13 protein-coding genes are annotated in these 14,801 nt (G+C 64.9%); 7 read left to right on the top strand and 6 right to left on the bottom strand.

The window, feature by feature from the left end; translation table 11 throughout:
• The 4 genes from HCZ87_RS15520 to HCZ87_RS15505 form a co-directional block, all read left to right on the top strand.
• Nucleotides 1-772, top strand: a 772-nt coding sequence (locus HCZ87_RS15520) for a DMT family transporter (RefSeq protein ID WP_167645106.1), incomplete at its 5' end; no start/stop codon positions are given.
• A 13-nt stretch (nt 773-785) separates the two neighbouring features.
• Entirely contained in the window at nt 786-1,406 is a 621-nt protein-coding gene (locus HCZ87_RS15515) for an HAD-IA family hydrolase (RefSeq protein WP_167645105.1), read from the top strand.
• On the top strand, nt 1,403-2,320 hold the full coding sequence (locus HCZ87_RS15510; protein WP_167645103.1) for an ornithine cyclodeaminase family protein: 918 nt from the start codon (nt 1,403-1,405) through the stop codon (nt 2,318-2,320). Before HCZ87_RS15515 ends, HCZ87_RS15510 begins: the two co-directional genes overlap by 4 nt.
• Nucleotides 2,317-3,252 carry an alpha/beta fold hydrolase gene (locus tag HCZ87_RS15505; RefSeq protein WP_167645101.1) on the top strand — a complete coding sequence of 312 codons (936 nt, stop codon included), beginning with the start codon at nt 2,317-2,319 and terminating at the stop codon, nt 3,250-3,252. Before HCZ87_RS15510 ends, HCZ87_RS15505 begins: the two co-directional genes overlap by 4 nt.
• A 55-nt stretch (nt 3,253-3,307) precedes the next feature.
• Here HCZ87_RS15505 and HCZ87_RS15500 read toward each other — a convergent pair whose 3' ends face one another.
• Nucleotides 3,308-4,549 (bottom strand): MFS transporter, encoded by a 1,242-nt coding sequence (locus HCZ87_RS15500; RefSeq protein ID WP_167645099.1) that lies wholly within the window; start codon nt 4,547-4,549, stop codon nt 3,308-3,310.
• A gap of 189 nt (nt 4,550-4,738) precedes the next feature.
• On the opposite strand from HCZ87_RS15500, the gene zapE reads away from it, so the two are divergent.
• Complete coding sequence (zapE, locus tag HCZ87_RS15495) at nt 4,739-5,809, top strand: cell division protein ZapE (protein WP_167645097.1); 1,071 nt, start codon at nt 4,739-4,741, stop codon at nt 5,807-5,809.
• A gap of 235 nt (nt 5,810-6,044) precedes the next feature.
• On the opposite strand, the gene HCZ87_RS15490 is transcribed toward zapE, so the two are convergent.
• The 4 genes from HCZ87_RS15490 to HCZ87_RS15475 all read right to left on the bottom strand — a co-directional run bounded on the left by HCZ87_RS15490 (nt 6,045) and on the right by HCZ87_RS15475 (nt 12,496).
• A complete protein-coding gene (locus HCZ87_RS15490) occupies nt 6,045-7,316 on the bottom strand; it encodes a folylpolyglutamate synthase/dihydrofolate synthase family protein (protein WP_167645095.1) in 1,272 nt (423 codons plus the stop codon).
• A 110-nt stretch (nt 7,317-7,426) separates the two neighbouring features.
• Entirely contained in the window at nt 7,427-8,398 is a 972-nt protein-coding gene (gene accD / locus HCZ87_RS15485; protein ID WP_167645093.1) for an acetyl-CoA carboxylase, carboxyltransferase subunit beta, read from the bottom strand.
• 62 nt (nt 8,399-8,460) lie between these two features.
• The gene (locus HCZ87_RS15480) at nt 8,461-9,339 is read right to left on the bottom strand and encodes a CPBP family intramembrane glutamic endopeptidase (RefSeq protein WP_167645091.1); all 879 of its coding nucleotides are present in this window, start codon (nt 9,337-9,339) and stop codon (nt 8,461-8,463) included.
• A gap of 49 nt (nt 9,340-9,388) precedes the next feature.
• On the bottom strand, nt 9,389-12,496 hold the full coding sequence (locus HCZ87_RS15475; protein WP_167645089.1) for an ABC transporter transmembrane domain-containing protein: 3,108 nt from the start codon (nt 12,494-12,496) through the stop codon (nt 9,389-9,391).
• A 264-nt stretch (nt 12,497-12,760) separates the two neighbouring features.
• Here HCZ87_RS15475 and HCZ87_RS15470 point away from each other — a divergent pair, with 264 nt between their 5' ends.
• Nucleotides 12,761-13,549, top strand: coding sequence for a hypothetical protein (locus HCZ87_RS15470; RefSeq protein WP_175582282.1), 789 nt, complete (start codon nt 12,761-12,763; stop codon nt 13,547-13,549).
• Between the two features lie 116 nt (nt 13,550-13,665).
• Entirely contained in the window at nt 13,666-14,334 is a 669-nt protein-coding gene (locus tag HCZ87_RS15465; RefSeq protein ID WP_167645087.1) for a DUF6478 family protein, read from the top strand.
• 148 nt (nt 14,335-14,482) lie between these two features.
• On the opposite strand, the gene HCZ87_RS15460 is transcribed toward HCZ87_RS15465, so the two are convergent.
• The coding region (locus HCZ87_RS15460) for a methylated-DNA--[protein]-cysteine S-methyltransferase (protein WP_167645085.1) at nt 14,483-14,801 on the bottom strand (319 nt) is incomplete at its 5' end.

Below are 14,801 nucleotides of genomic sequence, written 5' to 3'. Positions count from 1 at the left end.
CTTCTCCATTCTGCGCACCCAAAATATCCGGCTGCATCTGATGCGTATCACCGCCGTAGCCCTGGCCAATATCTGCTTCTTCAGCGGCCTGGCGGTGCTGCCGCTGGCCGAGGCCGTCGCGGTTGGCTTTGCCACGCCGCTCATCGTTACCATCCTGTCGGTGATAATCCTCAAAGAGCGCGTGGGACCCTGGCGCTGGGGTGCGGTGGCGGTTGGATTTCTGGGGATATTGGTGATCGTGAAACCCGGCGCGGCGGCCTTTCAGCCCTATGCGATCCTGCCGGTGCTGGGCGCCTGCGGCTATGCCACGCTGCATGTGCTGACCCGGCGCGCGGGCGGCACCGACAAGGCGGCGACGCTGTCCTTCTATCCCACCTTCGGGTTTCTGGTGATCAGCGCCCTTGCCGGGCTGCTGTTTGGCCATGGAAAATGGGCCACCGGCAGCGCCCTTGCGGATGTGGTTCTGAAACCCTGGGCCTGGCCGCAGGGCAGCGAATGGCTGCTCTTTGCGCTCGCCGGGGTGGCGGGCGCCATTGGTGGCTATCTGGTTGGCCAGGCCTATCGGCTCTGCGAGGCGGGGCTGGTGGCCCCCTTTGAATATATCGCCATGCCGATGGCTGTCATTTGGGGCGTTTTGGTGTTTGCCGAATGGCCCGGCCCCACGGTTTGGCTCGGCTCGGCCTTGATTATCGGCGCCGGTCTTGTTTCAGTCTGGCGTGAAACCCGCACCCCGGGGCCGCCACCGCGACCGCGCCCCCGCTCCTCCGGCTAGAAAGGCCCTATTCATGTCCATCACCGCCGTCGTTTTTGATATCGGACGTGTTCTCATCGAGTGGGAGCCGGAGCGTTTCTACGACCGGTTGATCGGCCCGGAGCGGCGCAAGGCGCTGTTTGAGGAGGTCGATCTGCATGGCACCAATCTCGACGTGGATCGCGGCCATCCGATGCGCGAATCGATCTATGCGCTGGCCGAACGGCACCCGGACTGGGCAGATGAGATCCGCCACTGGCACGACAGCTGGATCGAAATGGCCAGCCCCGACATTCCGCATTCCGCCCGGCTGCTGCGCGCCCTACGCGCCAGGGGCACCCCGGTCTATGCGCTGACCAATTTCGGGGCCGAGACCTTTGTCATCGCCCAGACCGCCTATCCGGTGCTGCGCGAATTCGATCAGGCCTTTGTTTCGGCGCAGCTGCGCTGCATCAAGCCCGAACCGGACATCTACGCCCACCTTGAGGCGGCCACCGGCCATCGCCCGGAGGAGCTCCTGTTCACCGATGACCGGCCCGAAAACACCGCCGCCGCAGCCATTCGCGGCTGGAACACCCATTTGTTTGACCGTCCCGAGACCTTTGCCGCGCGGCTGGTGGCGGAGGGGCTGCTGACAGAACAGGAGGCCGCATGAGCTTGATCCAGATCGGTTTTGACGCAGGCGAGGCGCTGCTGGACTGGCTTGCGCTGACCGAAGCGCTGGCAGAGGGCCACCGCCACCCCAAGGCCGAGGTTGGCGATACCTTCCTGTATCGGGGCGAGGACACGCTGCTGTCGCGCTCGGCCTGGATTGACGGGCTCGGCCTTGCGGTCAAGAGCGCGACGATCTTTCCCGGCAATGCCGGGCGCGGCCTGCCCGGTGTCAACGGCAGCGTGACCCTGTTTGACGATGCCACCGGCCAGCTGGAGGCTTTGGTGGATTTTCATCTGGTGACCAAATGGAAGACCGCCGGGGATTCGCTGCTCGGCGCGCTCCGACTGGCCAACCCGGAGAGCCGCGAGATCCTGATTGTCGGCGCGGGCACCGTGGCCGCCAGCCTGATCGAGGCCTTCTCGGCCGCCTATCCCAGGGCGCAGATCCGGCTCTGGAATCGCACCCTTGCCAAGGCCGAGGCGCTCGCCGCCGCCTATCCCGGCACCTGCGTCGCGCCGAAGCTGCCAGAGGCGGTGGGCGCGGCCGACATCATCCTGACCTGCACCATGTCCAGTGAGCCGGTGATCCGGGGCGACTGGCTGCGCCCGGGGCAGCATCTCAACCTGATCGGCGCCTATCGCCCCGACATGCGCGAGGCAGATGACAGCGCTCTGGCGCAGGCGCAGATCTATTGCGACAGTTTTGACACCACGCTGGACCATATCGGCGAGTTCAAGATTCCGCTGGCCGCCGGCGTGCTGACCCGCGCGGATGTGCGGGCGGATTTCTATACGCTGGATCGCTTTGCCGCCTATGATCCGCTGGCGATCACCCTGTTCAAGAATGGCGGCGGCGCGCATCTGGACCTGATGACCAGCCGCCATATCCTCGACCTTTGGACCGAAGTTCCATGATCTGGCTGCTGGCGATTGCTGCGCTGATCCTCGGCTTGCTGCTGACGCCGCTGTTGCGGGAAAAGCTGCGCAAACCGATCACCGAGGCGCTGCGGCGCGATGCGCCCGGTGATTTTGCCGAACTCTCTGCCGGGCTGACCCATTATCGCTGGATCGGACCGGCACGGGGCCCGGTGGCGGTCTGCATCCACGGCGTTTCCACCCCCTCCGAAGGATTTCTGCCGCTGGCGCAGGAGCTGACCGAGATGGGCTATCGGGTGCTGCTCTATGATATCTATGGCCGGGGCTATTCCGATTATGTGCCGGGACCGCAGGATCGCGCCTTTTTCCATCAGCAATTGCAAGAGCTTCTGGCCCATGAGGGCATTGTCGAGGATTTCACCCTGATCGGCTATTCCGCCGGAGGTTCGATCGCCAGCTCCTTTGCCGCCGAGCATCTGCCCCGGGTACGCCAGTTGACCCTGATTGCGACGATGGGGATGCATCACCCGAAATCGCAGATGGCCCGTTTTCTGGAACAGCGCAACGGGGCCTTTGATGTGATCCTTCGGCTGCATTATCACATCGCGGTCCGTCGCTACATGCGCGCCGCGCTGGCCGATCCGAAAATCCCGGAGGATATTGCCCGGGCGCAGCGGGCGCAATTGCAGCGGCGCGGCTTTTTCCCGTCCTATCTGGCGGCGATACGTGGCATCCTGCGGACGCTGAATGACGAGGATCAGCGATTGTTCAACCAGCAGGGCCTGCCGGTTCTGGCGATCTGGGCCGGAGCGGATCAGTTCATTCCGCGCCAGGTGATCGGCCATCTGGCCGAGGTGAACCGCTCGGCCAAACAGGATGTGATCGAGGGGGCCGACCATGGGGTGCTTTTTACCCACCCCACGGAAATCGCCCGCATTATCGCCGAAAACCTGCGGCTTGGTCTCTACTAAGGCAGGAGGCCCGCAGCGGCTGCGGGCTCTGGCTTTTTGGTTCAGGCTCTGTGGTTCAGGCTGCGATCTGCTCGCCCAGGGGGCGTTCGCGAACCGGCAGGTGGACAATCGCGCTGAAGGCGCCAACGCCGACCCCGATCCACCAGACCATGGTGTAGTCGCCATAGATGTCATACATGCGCCCGCCCAGCCATACGCCGAGGAAGCCGCCGATCTGGTGGCTGAGGAAGACGATCCCATAGAGCGTGCCCATGTAGCGCAGCCCGTAGATATGCGCCACCAGACCAGAGGTCAGCGGCACCGTGGCCAGCCAGAGCGACCCCATGCCGATGGAAAACAGGATCACCGTCAGCGGTGTGATCGGCAGCAGGATAAACATCCCCGCCACCAGGGTGCGCGCGGCGTAGATCCCGGCCAGCAGGTATTTCTTGGAATAATGCTTGCCCGCCCAACCGGCGAGCAGGGTGCCGCCCACATTGGCCACCCCGATCAGCGCGATCGACACCGCCCCCAGCGCCGAGGTGGTGGTGATGCCAATGCCATGCAGCACGCCGCCCGGCATGATCGGGCCGCACATCTCGGTCACCAGGGCAGGAAAATGCGCGGTGACAAAGGCGAGCTGATAGCCGCAGCTGAAAAAGCCCAGAAAGATCAGCGTGTAAGACGGATCGCGAAAGGCTTTTTTCAGGATCCCGCCGAGGCTCTCTTCGAGTTCGGCCTTGCTGGCGGGCGCCGGGGCGCGCATCAGCGGCAGCGACAGGATCAGCGCCAGCACCAGCACTGCAAAGACCAGGAACACCGATTGCCAGCTCATCAGGCTGAGGAGATATTCCGCCGTGGGCGCACCCACGATCTGCCCCGCCGATCCGGCGGCAGTCACGATCGCCAGCGACATGGAGCGGTTCTCATTAGAGCTGGCCCGTCCGACCACCGCCAGCACCACGCCAAAGCCGGTGCCCGCAACGCCAAAGCCCACCAGCCATTCATAGGCCTGCATGGTGGCTGGCGTGGTGGCGCCGGCGCTCAGCACCAGACCGGCGGCATAGATCACTGCGCCCAGAATGATCGCCTTGCGGTCGCCGATCTTCTCGGCAAGGGCGCCAAAGATCGGCTGACCGATGCCCCAGGCCAGGTTCTGAATGGCGATCGCCAGCGAGAACTCGCTGCGCAGCCAGCCAAAATCCTCGGCGATCGGGATCTGGAACACACCAAAGGACGCCCGCACAGCGAAGCTGACCATGATAATCAAACTCCCGACCAAGAGGACGGGAGTAAACAGCGGGGCTTGGCGGGTCATGAGGCGCTCTCCTTTGCCAGAGTCACAGCCATACTGATATTCCCGCCCCGGCACAAATCAGGAATTCTGCGCCCATGGTTAAGCAAAATTGATGTGACAGTGGCATCGCGATCCCGCTTGGGCCCCGCGCGGCCCCTCTCTGGTCTTGTCTGGCTTTTCTTCTTTGAAACGACGGGCTAAGCCTTTGGCATGACGCATATGACCGAGCTATATCAGGCCCGCGTGGCGGCCGGGGTATTGGAACCCGATCCCGCGCAAGAGGCAACCCTGCCCGAATTTGACCGGATTACCGAAGGCTTGCGGGCCGAACCCGTAAAACGCGGCCTGTTCCGCAAGGCGGTGCGGCCAGAGGTCAAGGGGCTTTACCTCTGGGGTGGCGTTGGTCGCGGCAAGTCGATGCTGATGGATCTTTTTGTCGAGAGCCTGGAGGAGATCCCCAGCCGGCGGGTGCATTTCCATGCCTTCATGCAGGAAATCCATGCCAAGATGCATGAGGCCCGCAAAAAGGGCATCGAGGATGCGCTGGCGCCGGTGGCCGAGGACGTTGCAGCCTCGGTCCGGCTTCTGGCCTTTGACGAGATGCAAATCACCGATATCACCGATGCGATGATCGTCGGGCGCCTGTTCGAGGCGCTGTTCGAGGCCGGTGTGACGGTGGTCACCACATCCAACCGGGTGCCGGATGATCTTTATAAGAACGGCCTGAACCGTCAGCTGTTCCTGCCCTTTATCGCGCTGATCAAGGAGAAGATGCAGGTGCATGAGATGGCAAGCCCGCGCGACTTCCGACAGGATCGGCTGACCGGCAACCCGGTCTATTTCACGCCCCTGAGTGCCGAAATCCGCGCCGAGATGGAGGCGATCTGGCAGGATCTGACCGGCGGGGCGGCGTCGCCTTTGACGCTGCGGGTCAAGGGGCGCGATGTGGTGCTGCCCGCCTATCGCAACGGCGTGGCGCGGGCGACCTTCTATGATCTCTGCGGGGCGATGCTTGGACCCGGCGATTATCTGGCGCTGGCCGATGCGGTCAAAGTGCTGGTGCTGGAGAATATCCCCCAGCTGGGGCGCAGCAATTTCAACGAGGCGAAACGGTTCGTGACGCTGATTGATGCGCTCTATGAGGCCGGGGTGCGGCTGATCTGCTCCGCCGCCGCCGAGCCGGAGTTTCTGTTTGTCGAAGGGGACGGCGCCTTTGAATTTGAACGCACCGCCTCGCGGCTGCGGGAAATGCAGGATCGCAACTGGGGAACCTCCGACTAGGCGCCCGGCGGGCAGGGGCTTTGCCCCTCTTGGCCCGGGCGCCTGTCGCTGGACCCTCGGCACCGGTTTCACGCTTTGCGATATGCGGCGGGACGGTCCCGGGGCCAATTCACCCCAGGATATTTTTCGTTAGAAGAAGACCCAGGCGGTTCCGCGCCGCGTCAGCGGCGCCGGGCCCAACGGGGACGATTGCATTTTCAATGCAATTGGAACGGGCGGGAGCACCCCCTCCCCCTCAGCCGTTTTCGCGCAGGATGGCCCCGGCGAGGTAGAGCGAGCCGCAGATCAGCACCCGGCAATCGGGATCGCGGGCGAGGATTGCGCTCAGCGCCTCGGTGACGGTCTGCGCGGCATGGGCCTCCAGCGCGACGGAGGCGGCAGCGGCGCGGGTTTCTTCGGCGCTGAGGGTTGCGGCCTCGCCCGGGATCGACACGGCGGTGAGGCTTTCGGCCACGGCGGCAAGCGGGCGCATATAGCCGCTGACATCCTTGGTGTTGAGCATGCCGCAGATCAGATGCGTCGGGCGTTTGGGCAGTTTTGCCAGCAGATCGGCCAGCGCCACGCCGGCGGCGGCGTTATGGCCCCCATCCAGCCAGAGCTCGGCCTTGCCGGCCAGATCCACCAGCGGGCCGGTTTTAAGGCGCTGCATGCGGGCGGGCCATTCGGCCTTTTGCATCGCGGCATCAAAGGCGGCCTCATCCGCGCCGAGGTGGCGCAGCACCGCCAGCGCGGCGCCGGCGTTCTGCACCTGATGCGCGCCCAACAGCACCGGCAGCGGCAAATCAAGGAGCCCGCGCTCGTCCTGATAGATCAGCCGTCCGCGTTCCTCGGATACATGCCAGTGTTGCCCATAGGCCAGAACCGGCGCGCCGAGGCGGGCGGCGGTGGCTTCGATCACCTCCATCGCCTCCTCGGGCTGCGGGCCGACCACCACGGGCACGCCGCGTTTGATGATCCCCGCCTTTTCGGTGGCGATCTTGGCCAGCGTGTCGCCAAGGAATTGTTCGTGGTCGATGGAGATCGGCGTGATCACCGCGACCTCGGGCGTGATGACATTGGTTGCATCCAGCCGCCCGCCAAGGCCGACCTCCAGCAGAGTGTAATCCGCAGGCACCCGGGAAAAGGCCAGCAGCCCCGCCACGGTCGTGATCTCGAAATAGGTGATGCTTTCGTCGCCATTGGCGCTGTAGCATTCGTCCAGCACCTCGGTCAGGTGGGCCTCGGTGATCAGATCACCCGCCAAGCGAATGCGTTCGTGAAAGCGGGCCAGATGCGGCGAGGTATAGGCGTGCACCGCTTTGCCCATGCCCTCCAGCCCGGCGCGGATCATTGCCTGGGTGGAGCCCTTGCCATTGGTGCCCGCGATATGGATCACCGGCGGCAGCCGGTCCTGCGGATTGTCAAGCGCCGCCAAGAGGCGCCAGACCCGGTCCAGCGTCAGGTCGATGATCTTGGGGTGCAGCGCCATCATGCGGGCGAGAATGGCGTCGGAGGTCTGTTCGGTCATGGCGGTGGCCTCAGTATCGGAGGGCTGGATCAAGAAAGGCCCGCCCCGATGGGGCGGGGCGGGCGCGGGCCAGCTGCATGGGCCCAATGGTCAGATGAGTATGGATCGGGTCAGGACGCCTTGTCTTCGCCCGATGCGCCATCCTCTTGTGTGTTTTCGTCACTTTCAACCGGCGCGGCGATTTGCGCGGCGGCGTCCTCCTCGGGCGCGGGCAGCTCGCCGTGGATTTGCGGCGGCAGGTTCATCAGCATGCGGATGATGGTCACCAGCTCGTCGCGCATCTCGGTGCGGGCGACAACCCGGTCCAGCATGCCGTGATCCAGAAGATATTCGGCGCGCTGGAAGCCCTCGGGCAGTTTTTCGCGGATGGTCTGTTCGATCACCCGCGGCCCGGCAAAGCAGATCAGCGCATTGGGTTCGGAGATATGCACGTCCCCCAGCATCGCATAGGAGGCGGTGACGCCGCCGGTGGTCGGATGGGTCAGCACGACGATATAAGGCAGCCCCGCCTCTTTCAGCATATCGACGGCGATCGTGGTGCGCGGCATTTGCATCAGCGCAAGGATGCCTTCCTGCATGCGGGCACCACCGGCAGCGGAGAACAGCACCAGCGGGCGACCCAGCTTCACCGCTTCTTCGGCGGCGGCGATGATGGCATTGCCGACATACATCGACATCGACCCGCCCATGAAGGAGAAATCCTGCGCGGCGGCGACGATGGGAGTGCGACCGATCTCGCCCACGGCGACCAGCATCGCTTCTTTCTCGGCGGTCTGCTTCTGCGCTGCCTTCAGCCGGTCGGGATAGCGTTTCTGGTCGCGGAACTTCAGCGGATCGGCGACCGGTTCGGGCACCGCGACCTCGGTGAAGATGCCGCCGTCAAACAGCGCCTCGAAGCGCGCGCGCGGCGTGATATGCATGTGGTGGCCGCAGTTGGTGCAGACGTTCTGATTGTCGCTCAACTCGCGGTGAAACAGCATGGTGCCGCATTCATCGCATTTCTTCCACAGGTTCTCGGGCACTTCGCGGCGCGAAAAGATCGAGTTGATCCTGGGGCGGACGTAGTTGGTGATCCAGTTCATCTATTGGCCTCTGCCTGTTGGCGGTTGGCACCTCAGATAAGGCGACTTGCGGTCAATTGCAATCAGACCCTGAGCACAAGTCGCGCGGCGAGCCAGCAGACCAGGATCATCACCAGATCCACCAAGAGCCAGTGGCGCAGGGCGGCCTCTGACATCGCAAAGGGATGCAGATAGAGCGCCAGACCGTTGAGCCCGGTCGGGGTGGCCACCACAAGCAGCGACCAGATGTTATTGGCGAAATGGACTGCGATGGCCGGGCCAAGGCTGCCGGAACGGGCGGTCAGATCCGCCAGCACCACCCCGTAGAGCGCGCTGCTGGCGACAATCAGCCAGGCATTTTCACCGGCCATTACAGGCATGTAGTGGCCCAGCCCAAACAATGCGGAGGGAATGCCGATCCAGACCAGAGGGCTTTTGAACCGTGCCGCCAGCCCCTGTTGCAGGTAACCGCGAAACAGGATTTCCTCGGCGCTGCATTGGATCAGCACCAGCAAGAGCGACAGGGGCAGCAGCGCGAGCCATGGCGCGAATGGCAGGTTCGGCACCAGTGGCGCGCCCATGTCATAGGGCGGCAGCAGGGCCACCAGCACCAGCAGGACGAGCTGCACCCGCAGCACCCGCCCGCCCTGGCGCAGCAGTCGCGCCCCGGGTCCGGTCAGCGAGGCGAGGCTGCGGGCATGCAGGCTCTGCAAGACCAAACCGACCGCGAGAATCGCATAGAAGAAGCTGCCCAGCCGCAGGGACATGCCCGCCGGGTCGGTGCCCGTCTGCACATCCGCGCCGCCCGCCAGCGACAGGACCGCCGGGATAAAGACCAGATCCGACAGCAGGCCAAGCGCGAACCACACCATGAGGACCAGCACCACCCCGAGCAGAAAACGCCAGAGCTCTGGCCGCTCGCGGGCCTCGTGCAGCAGGGTTTCGTGGGGGCGATAGCTCATTGGTCGCGGCCTTCCTCTTGGGGCAGATGGCGGGCGGGGCGGGGCAAAGTCAATGAGGCGGGGGGATTTTCTGATCTGCGGTATCGCCGCCCAGCCGATCATCGGCGACCGCAACCGGGGGCTGGCCGGCGCGGGCCTCTTGCAGGGCGACCGCCGCGCTGGAGAGGTGGCTGGAGACCGTTTGCAACAGTTGCAGGGCGACCGAGATATCGCTTTCGATCACGGTGCGGTATTCCTCGGCACCGATGCGCAAAAAGACGCAATCCTCCGCCGCGATGAGATCGAGCCGGCGCGGTTCGTCCACGATCACCGCCAGATCGCCGATCAGACGACCGGGGCCGATCATATCGAGGTGGCTGCCATCCTCGGGAAAGCGCAGCTCCGCCTGTCCCGAAAGGCACAGGTAGACCGCATCGCCGCTTTCGCCGACGCGAAACACCGCCGCGCCGGTGGGCACCCGCACCCAGGAGGCGGAGAAGGCCAGGAGGCGGCGGTGGCGCGGATCGAGGCGGCGAAACAGCTCCACCTCGCGGATCACGGCCAGCTTGCGGTCAAAATCGCCGCTGCTGTCGGCGGCGGGATTCAGATGCGGGGCCGGTGGGCCCGCCTGCCCGTCCAGCCGCCCGTCCTTCAGCTCCAGATAGAGGTCATAGCGGTTGGGATGTTCGAAGTGATCCTCCAGGTGGATCATGGTGGTCTTGGGCAGCAGCGCCTGCAACCGGGTGCGGGTTTTCAGGCGGCTGTCGGAATCATGGCTGGCCAGCACATGGTCGAGGATCAGGATATCCGGCCGTTTGATCGCCGCGCGGGTAAAGGCGGCCCGCTCGCGGAAGACCGGCTCCAGCAGGGCGCCGCCAAGGCCGGTGGGCAGGTCGTAGATCATCAGCGCCAGCCGCGCCTTCAGGTCGTGGTCGGCCATCACATCGGCCACCACATCCTCCACCGCCTGGGCCTTGGCCCCCGCATGGGTGGAGATCCGGCCAAAGAGCGCGTTTTCCAGCACCGTCAGCTTGCGGGCGTATTCCTCGCCGCGCAGACGGCGGAAGACCCCGGCGCAGTCCGAGAGCAGCAAATCGCCGCGCTGCGCCCGGATGCGCAGGATGTGATCCTTATAGGCGCGCGGCAGGCCGGGGCCGATCTGTTCTTCGGTGAGCAGGAACGGCAGGGTGCAAAGCAGCGCTTCCTCTGCGCGGCTGAGCCGGTGACCTGCGGCCTGACGATCCGCCGCGCGGGTGATCTGCGCATAGAGCTCTTCATCCAGGCCAAGGCGGCGGAACAGCGGGTGGGAGGTGTCGCCCCGGCCAAAGGTGCGCTGCAAGGTATCCAGCAGCACCAGCGAGATTTCGCGGGTCTGCGCCTCCAGCCCCTCGGCGCGCAACACCCGCTGGAAGGGGCCATCGGGATCGGTAAAAAGGGTCGCGGGCACCGGTTGCACCGGGAAGGCGAACATCATGTTTTCCGCCAGCGGCAGGGTGGGATTGTAGCGCTCCGGCAGGAAGCGATAGACCACGTCGCGCAGGCCCTTTTCCTGCAACCGCGCTTCGATCCGGGGGCGCAGCGCGATGATCTGTGCCTCCAGCGCGCGGTGCCGGTCCTGGAGCCGCGCATGCAGGGTGCGGTGAAAGAGCTGACCGTCGATGCCCATGGCCTCTACCAGCTGGAACCACCAGTCGCGCAGCCCCGCCTCGGACCCCAGCCCGGCCAGATCGGGATTGACCCAATCGGCGTGCAGCAGATCGGGGCTGTTGCCGGCGCGGATCGCCTCGGCCCGTTGCAGCAGATGCATGTCCTGCGCCATGTCGCGCGGGCGGTTGCGCAGCGGCATCAGCACGTTGTCGCCCAGCGAGCCGTCAAACAGATAGGGCGTGCTATAGGCATGGCCGATGCGGGCGGCGATGACGCCCTGATGCAGGTCTTTCAGCGCCCGACCAGCGATCACCACCTCGCCCCGGGCGGGCAGCACGTCGCGGGTCAGGAGCTGCGCCAGCGCCTGACGTTCCGCCGCCGAGGTGCTTTGGATCGCGACCTGCGCGCCGGGAGGGATGGTCAGCGAAAGCCCGTCGAGGATCGGCTTGCCCTCCGCATCCTTGACGGTGACATCGCGCAGCTCGATCACGCCGCGCAGATGCGGCACCTCGCGCGGCTCGCCCTCAAACAGCGCCTCGTCGATCATGCCGGCGGGTGCGAATTTCTCCACCATCACCTGCCAGCGCAGGGACATGTCCTGCACCTGATTGTAATAGGTCAGCAATTCGCGCCAGGGGGCCGAGAGGTCCTTGTAAGCCGCCAGAGCCGCCACCAGCGCGCCGACGGTGATCTCGCCCCGGATCGCCAGAAGCCCACCCACGGAATAGAAAAAGAACGGCGTCAGATGGCCGATCAGATTGTTGAGGAACTTCATGAAGAACTTCTTCATGTAGATCCGGCGGCGGATTTCAAACAGGCGGCCCAGCCGGTTGGAGACCTGCGCCAGCCGATAGCGCCAGCCGCCATTGTTGCGCAGATCGCTGAGCCCGGCGGCGGTTTCGCCGATCTCGGCCGAGAGCGCCCGGACCTCGGCGATGCGATCCTTGTTCAACAGGTTGATCTGACGTTGCAGCATCGGGATCAGCCAGGCTTGCAGCGGGATCAGCGCCACCGAGGCGAGCCCGAACCAGATGCTCTGCATGAAGAGGAACGACACGATGGTCAGCATCTGACCGGCCTGAAACACCGGCTGCGCCACCGCATCGCCCATCAGCCCGCCCATGGGTTCGGATTCAGAGGTGATCATCGCCACCATCTCGCCCTGGGAGGTGGTGCGGAAATAGCCAGAGGGAAAGCGCATCATCCGCGCGATCATCTGATAGCGCAGACGCCGCAGCAGGCGCTCGGACAGGATCCCCTTCAGGGTATTCAGCCGCATCTTCATCATGCCGCTGGCCAGAACGGCGCCGAGAAAGATAAAGCAGAGGATCAGCAGATATTGCTCGGTGTGCAGCTGGTAGCCCCAGACCGTGACGCTACTCGAGGGCTGGCCGATGGCATCGTTGACGATCCGCTTGGGCAGCTCCAGCGTGGCATAGAGAAACGGGAACGACAGCAGGGTCAGCAGCAAGAGGCCAAGCTGCTGACGTCTGGAATAGCGCCAGATAAAGGAAAACAGGCTCCGCTGCACGCCGCGGTCCTTTCTGTCTGTCGTGGTCGTCGGGTTTCAAGGCCCCTGCGCGATCATATGACGACAGAGCTGGGATGCCGCTAATAATTGCGGTGCCTTGCACAAGCGCGTCAGGTAAGCGCGATCCTGCCGCAAATCAAGAGATCGCGCTTCACTCTCCGTTAGCCCTTGTTCCGATATAAGGCTGGGTTTAAACATTTGCACGACGAATACTGGACCGCGCGCCTTGTTTCACAGGGGCCGCACCCGCAACGGGGGCAGAGCTTGATCACCTTTTCAGCCGAATTTGCGGGCGCTTTCGCCCGGGGCCGCGCGGCACTGCGGCAGTCTTTGCGCCGGATGTTGATCTGCGCCGCGCCGCTTGTGTTGCTGGGCTGCATGGAGGGCAATCGGCTGTCCTTTGCGCCGCCGGGGGAACAGGCGTCGCGGCCAGCCAGCATGCATGGCCGCGCGCTGACCGCGGTCTTTGGCGAGGGCCGGTTGATCCTCGCGGCGCCCAGCGGCTTTTGTTTTGACGCGCAGATGGAACAGCACACCGCAAAGGGCGGATTTGCGCTGCTGGCGCGCTGTGACAAGGTCAGCGCCTTTGGCGGGTTCCGCAAGAGCGAGGGCGCGCTCCTGACTGCCACCGTCGGGCGGGTTGCCGAGAACACGCCGCCCCCGTCGGCAGAGGCGCTGCGCTCGGCCTTTACCAAGGCGCGCAAGGCTGCGCGGGTGCTGGAAACCCGGCAGACGGCGGAGATGCCGCTTCTGAAGCTCTATCTGGATGATCACCACGCCGAGGGCGCCAGCGGCACCCATTGGCGCGGCGCCTTTGTGGTGCGCGGGCATTTGGTGTCGGTGGCGCTTTATGCCCCGGATGGCAGCGCCTATCTTGGTGATCAGGGCGCGCGTCTGATCACCGAATTCATGCATGCCACCCGCAACGCCACGCAATTGGCCGAAGCCACAACCCCCGCCGCCCCCGGCGAAGCGGCCCCGGATCACACCACCCGGCCCCGCACCCGGGAGGAGGTGAGTGCCGCCACCCTGCCGCAGGGCGAGGGCGGCTGAACGCGCGGCCCCATGACCCGCGCAGGCCATCGGGGCTGATCTGAACAGGGCCCGCCGTGAATGTCGGGCAAAGCAACAAACGAAACGCGCCGCAATGGTGCCCCTCGGAGAGCAGGATGGGCGGTATTCTCGATCAGCTATTGAAGCGTGGCGCCGGGCGCGGGCAAGCCTCGCAGGGGCGTCGGCCTGCGCCCGCTGTCTCGCCCCAGGTCGAGACCCGGCTGCCGCGCCCCTATGGCTGTGACTGGCTCTGGCGCCCCGAACCCTGGCAGGAGAAGCTGCCGGACGCCACCCTGAGCAAGGCATTGGATCGCGCCCGGCTGAGCGCCGATGTGCAGCTGTTTCACGATGGCAAGACGGCAAAGTTGGACCTGCGCCAACAGCCTCGCACAGGATCGACGAGACCAGAGCCCTATGCGCTCCAGATGGCGCTGAGCCGGTTTGACGGCTCCTTTCTGTCGCTGATCATCCAACTGCCAGAGGATGCGATCACCGGGCTGACACGGCATCATCTGCTGCGAATGGAATATCTGATCGAGAGCGCCTCTGCCGTGACCCTTTATGCGCGGCTCAATATTCGCCACGGACCGAATGTGGAGCAGATGGTACATCAGCTGTCGCCGGATGCCGCGCCGCAGGTGGTGGAATATGATCTGGCCTATGCCCGGCTGAACGAAAAGCGGATCACCGAAGCCTGGCTGGATCTGATTATCGAGACCGGCGAGGACAGCAGCGTGACGCTGGGCGATATCACCTTTGCCCGCCTGCCCCGGGCCAATCTGTGACCGGCACACGGGCTTGCACGCTTTCGTCTGCACGCAAGAGATATTGCGCCCCCTGACGGGGCCGCCGTGGGGCGCGCGCTGGGCCTTTGGCCCAGCGCGCGCGGGTCCGACCGAACAGGTCGGAAACCCCTCCTTGGATCCGATCCCCCTAGTGTGAGGCCAGTTTCGTGAGGCGGCGCTCGATCTCGATCAGCCGTTGCTTGCGCCAGAGGCCGCCGCCATATCCGGTCAGCGCCCCATCCGCACCCAGGACCCGGTGGCAGGGGATCATCACCGCGATCTGATTGGTGCCATTGGCCCGCGCCACCGCGCGGCTGGCGGTGGGACGGCCCAGCTCTGCCGCCAATTGGCCATAGCTGCGGGTCTCGCCCGCCGGGATCTGGCGCAGCGCCTGCCAGACCTCGCGCTCGAATGCGGTACCGTGACAGGCCAGCGGGGTTTCAAACGTGGCCAGCTCGCCCGCGAAA

The organism is Phaeobacter sp. HF9A, assembly GCF_011806385.1.
Classification (GTDB): Bacteria; Pseudomonadota; Alphaproteobacteria; order Rhodobacterales; family Rhodobacteraceae; genus Epibacterium.
The sequence above is the reverse complement of the archived record's forward strand: the minus strand, read 5'-3'. Positions and strand labels throughout refer to the sequence as shown.